The sequence below is a fragment of the Streptomyces sp. NPDC033136 genome, assembly GCF_055578235.1.
On sequence record NZ_JBVIPD010000054.1, the window covers coordinates 1 to 4274 of the forward strand.

4 protein-coding genes are annotated in these 4274 nt (G+C 69.6%); 1 reads left to right on the forward strand and 3 read right to left on the reverse strand.

Annotated features, from left to right (window positions below; translation table 11 throughout):
- Positions 1-232: 232 nt before the first annotated feature.
- On the forward strand, positions 233-454 hold the full coding sequence (locus ACZ5TL_RS39365; RefSeq protein ID WP_468595577.1) for a hypothetical protein: 222 nt from the start codon (positions 233-235) through the stop codon (positions 452-454).
- 191 nt (positions 455-645) lie between these two features.
- On the opposite strand, the gene ACZ5TL_RS39370 is transcribed toward ACZ5TL_RS39365, so the two are convergent.
- Genes ACZ5TL_RS39370 through ACZ5TL_RS39380 form a run of 3 tightly spaced genes read right to left on the reverse strand, consistent with a single transcriptional unit; the run spans position 646 to position 3610 of the window.
- Positions 646-792, reverse strand: a complete 147-nt coding sequence (locus tag ACZ5TL_RS39370; protein ID WP_468595578.1) for a hypothetical protein — start codon at positions 790-792, stop codon at positions 646-648.
- On the reverse strand, positions 789-1088 hold the full coding sequence (locus ACZ5TL_RS39375; protein ID WP_468595579.1) for a hypothetical protein: 300 nt from the start codon (positions 1086-1088) through the stop codon (positions 789-791). Before ACZ5TL_RS39375 ends, ACZ5TL_RS39370 begins: the two co-directional genes overlap by 4 nt.
- On the reverse strand, positions 1088-3610 hold the full coding sequence (locus ACZ5TL_RS39380) for a helicase associated domain-containing protein (protein ID WP_468595580.1): 2523 nt from the start codon (positions 3608-3610) through the stop codon (positions 1088-1090). Before ACZ5TL_RS39380 ends, ACZ5TL_RS39375 begins: the two co-directional genes overlap by 1 nt.
- Positions 3611-4274 lie beyond the last annotated feature (664 nt).

Here is a 4274-nt window from a genome sequence, read left to right on the forward strand (position 1 = left end):
AGGCCCTGCTGTCATGCGCAGACTCTCGCGCGATCACCCGATCAGGAACCCTGTTCGACCAGACCAACCCCGTGATCGATAAGCGGATGGCGTCTTACGCCAAGGACCGGGGCTGGCCTGTGAAGAGGGGCCGTCGCACCCCGAGATCACACCCCTTTCGATTGACTGGCTCAGCGAGAACCTCGAGCGCCGTATCGGCATCGAGGGGTACGCCTGGACGAGCGGCTCGTCGATGGCTCACGGCGAGCATGCTGCCGACACGGCGGTGTGGGTTGAACTGTCCCAAGACATCGGCACAGCTCCGGCATGGCTGATCCAGCTGTGGTCGAACGGCGCTTGGGCGGGACCGCGTCTTTTCCTTGCAACGCACGCCGCCTACACAGGGAAGGGCAGCCTGCGCCGCGAGTATCAGCGGTTCGAAGAGTTGTTCTTGAGCGGGGCCGGCAAGAGCTGAGGCCCTGGAGATCCATACAGCATGCCCTCATGCGCTACGCCCGCCGTCCTCGCTGCACCGAGTGCAAGGCAGCGTGCACTACGAGCGGTGGCAGGCGGTGGAGTGCACTGGCTGGCACGCCTCCCTCCGAAGGCCCGTCCGACCTCGTGTGGGGACTGCGACTAGCGGCATGGGACCGACTGGGAGGAAACCTAGCCGAACGCGATGCACCATGAGCAGGAGCCTGCTGTGCCGGAGCAGAAGACCACCGGCTGGCTCTTGCTGGCTTCGTGCTGGTGGTGGCTGATGCGGGCCAGCTTCTGGCCGTACGCGTCGGCGTCGTGCTGCTCGGTGCTCATGCGGTGCCTCTCTTGTCGTGGCGGGTGCGGTTGGCGGCCCAGTCCGGATCGCGTACGGGCGTCGGTGTTCGGGTCTCGGTGGCGGGGGCGCGCATGATGCGCCAGCTGGTGCGCGGCGCGGTCACGGCGTGGGCCAGGACGACGGCGGCCTGGCGGGCGGCGCCGCTCCGGACCCACGCCCCGGTGAAGCGGACCTGATCGGCCGCCCAGTCGCCCAGCCGCTGCCACGGGCGCAGCCGCCCGAGCAGATGGCCGGCCGCGAGCGCGGCGGCCGCGGTGATGACGACGCCCACCATCAGGACCACCGCATCCCGATCGCGGACAGCAGCTCCATCCGCTCCGGCGTCAGCGTCGCCGCCCGGCTGCGCTGATTCCCTATCCAGGCACCCAGCTTGTGCTCCCGCTCCTCCTGGCCATCGTCGCCGACGATCCGCTCGACGTGCTTCCTGGGGACCTGGAGGTGTCCCTCGCGCTCGTAGAACTGCTTGGCAGCCTGGTAGTTCATCGCCCACTTGTCGGCCTGCGTACGGCGCTTCGGCTTCTCGTCCTCGGCTGCGGGCTCGATCCCGAGGACCTGCTCGCACATCCACTGCTGGACGGTCGTGAGCTGGTCCCAGCCGAGCCGGACCGACTGCACCCACCGCCCGAGATCCTCGCCCTGGCGCACGACGTCGCCCGCCTCGATGGGCAGCGCCTCACCGGCGTCCAGGTGCATCCTCACCAGGTGGAAGCACCGCTGCCACGTCACCGGCCACGACGGGCACCAGGACGCGTCGATCTCCTCCAGATGCTCGCGCCGCGCCTCCGACAACGCCCCGGCCGACGACTCCACCGGCAACCCTTCCGCACGCCGCTGCTCGATCTCCTGCGCCTTGCGGGCGGCGGCCCGCGCGTTCTTCAGGAAGATGCCCACCCGGTACCCCTGGAACGTGGCGTCCAGCGGGGCCAGGAGGTGACCGTGTTCGGCCGCCCACCCGCGCGCGGCAGACAGGCCCTCCTCCCACGCGACGTCGAAGTGCGACCAGATCATGCCGAGCTTCTCCAGCTGCGCGATGCGGTCCTCGTCCATGTCGCCGCGGGCGTAGAAGCGGCGGGCGTCGGCGGTCCACTGCCCCAGCGGGAACCCGGCGAGCGAGGCCGGCCACCCCGCGCCTTCCGCCTCCTGGTCGTCGACGGCGGGCACCCGGAACGTGAACGGCACCTTCAGGTCGCCGTGCTCGCGAGCGTAGATGACGGCGGCCTCAACCCCGCGCCGCCAGTGCTCGTGCTCCGGGTTGAGGACCCGCAGGTTGATGAACGCGGCGAGCGCGGCCGGGTCACGGGGCGTGGAGAACTTCAGCAGGGCCTTGGCGGGGGCACTGACGCCCCTGGAGCCCTCGCCGCTCCCATCCGCGCTCTTCCCGCTGTCGTCCTTGCTGACGGGCTTGTAGCGGCTCGGGGCCTGCTGCTCCGCGAGGCTCTCCACGATCCTCGCGTCGTGCGCCCGCAGCGCCTCCAGCAGCTTGGCCAGCCCGCCGAACGCCCGCGAGGTCAGCATGTTGTCCGCCGTCTCGCCCGGCCCGAGCAGCACCGGCACCACGAGTGAGGCGACCTTGCCCTCGCCTGGCTGCATCCGCAGCGCCCGGCCCACGGCCTGGACGAGGTCGGGCATCGAGCCGCGTACGTCCGCCCAGTACACGGAGTCGCAGTTTTTGGTGTCGACACCCTCGCCCAGCACCTTCACCGAGGACAGGAAGCACTTCTCCACCACGGCGCCGTCCGTGGCGATCCCGGCCGCGAACTCCCCGAGCAGCCGGCGGCGGTGGAGCGGCTTGTGCTCGCCGCACAGCCAGTCCGCCCAGATCGTCTTGGGGTACAGCTCGGGGTCGGATGCGTGCAGCTGCGCGGCGACGTCGGGAAGGCCGGCCGCGAACGCCTCGGCCTCGCGAACCTGATGGTGGAAGACCAGCGTGCGGCCAAAGCCCTCCTCGGCCGACGCCTTCACCAGCGCGGTCTGCAGAGCCGCGAGCCGCGCCCCGCGCACCTCTGCCGACCGGCCCTCCGCGCCCAGGAGCTGCGCGGCCTGGAGCGCGGTATCGGTGACATCCACGCATACGACCTGGTAAGGGGCACAAATTCCCCGATCGATGGCCTCCGAGAGCGTCAAAGTGAACGCCCTGCTGCCGAACGGCCCGTTGGGGTCGTCTTCCATGCTCGCGACCAACTCGCCCGGTGCGCCAGCCTCGTCCTCGTCCCCGAGCTGCCACAGCCGGGGCGTGGCCGTCATGTACAACCGGCGCAGGGACGGGATCTTCTGGTTGTCGTGCACGACCGCCCACGGCTTCCCGATCCGGCCAGAGACTCTGTGGGCTTCGTCCACGACGATCAGGTCCCAAGCCGCCAAACCCGCAGCGTGCGCCCACTCCAGCGTGCCCAGACCGAGACTGGCGTACGTGGCGTACACCGTCACCTTGTCCAGGCCCCGCGTCCACTCCACCAGCTCGTCCACGTCCGTGGTGTTGGGGAAGGACACCTCCTCGCCCCGCAGAGAGGACACCCCGATCATCGGCCCCCGGCGGCCCCCTTCACGCCACGCGGCCTCGGTCTGGGCGAGCAGGTCCAGCGACGGAACGAGCACCAGCACACGGCCCGCGTGAAGCTCCTCCGCGCTGCGGACCGCCACCCGGGTCTTCCCGGACCCGGTCGCCATGATCACCTGTGTTCGAAGCCCTCGTTCGGGCACAAGTGATCTTGCAGGCAATTCGAGGGCATGCAGGACCGCGTCAATGGCTTCTCGCTGGGCTGCCTCGCGCTGGTCAGCGCGGTCTGTGCTCGACATATTCGCCTGCCTTCTCCTGGGGTGCCGCCTGGCCGATTCGAGCGGCGGGAAACGGGAAACCTGCACGTAGAGGAGCCGCAAGGGCTACGGTTGGACTGACGCGATCGGCTGGTTACTCTCTCTCACCGGAGCACCGGCAAGGCCGTGTGGTGGATCTTGATAACCCTCCGGAGCGGTCAGGGGTGGTGTGCTCTAAGTCCATAGCGTATCTCGGTTCCAAAAATGAAGCACACAGAACCCAGAGATTCCCCCTAACGTGGCTGAAAGCTGTTAGTCTTGCCTTATCGCAAGCCAATCCAGAGCCTTGACGGCCCCTCAGTCGGTTCCCCATCTGCGGATGGCCGGGCCCCCGCGCTCCGTCACTCTCCCGACCACCCGCCACCTCTCCTCCTCTTGCTACTGCTTGTGGCGTGAGCCCCACGGGTGGGCCGCGCGGAGCGTGGCACGTCTTCCCGCACTGGAGTTGGCGGGTCCGCTGTGAGTGGCTGGAGCGCAGCGGAGGCCACGGGTCGGCCGGAGGCCGGCCGCGCCTCGCAACGCGAGGCGCCTGCGCTGCGGTTGGCGGTCGCGCGGAGCGCGTGCCGCCCTGGCGGTGAGCGGAGCGAGCCGCATCCGCTCACGCGGAGCGTGAGCGGTCGGGGGGCGCAGCTCCCCGGTTCGCTTC

Coding starts and splice junctions, on each gene's coding strand:
- ACZ5TL_RS39375 (WP_468595579.1), bottom strand. CDS start 1,088: ATGGTGGGCGTCGTCATCACCGCGGCCGCCGCGCTCGCGGCCGGCCAT.
- ACZ5TL_RS39370 (WP_468595578.1), bottom strand. CDS start 792: ATGAGCACCGAGCAGCACGACGCCGACGCGTACGGCCAGAAGCTGGCC.
- ACZ5TL_RS39380 (WP_468595580.1), bottom strand. CDS start 3,610: ATGTCGAGCACAGACCGCGCTGACCAGCGCGAGGCAGCCCAGCGAGAA.
- ACZ5TL_RS39365 (WP_468595577.1), top strand. CDS start 233: ATGGCTCACGGCGAGCATGCTGCCGACACGGCGGTGTGGGTTGAACTG.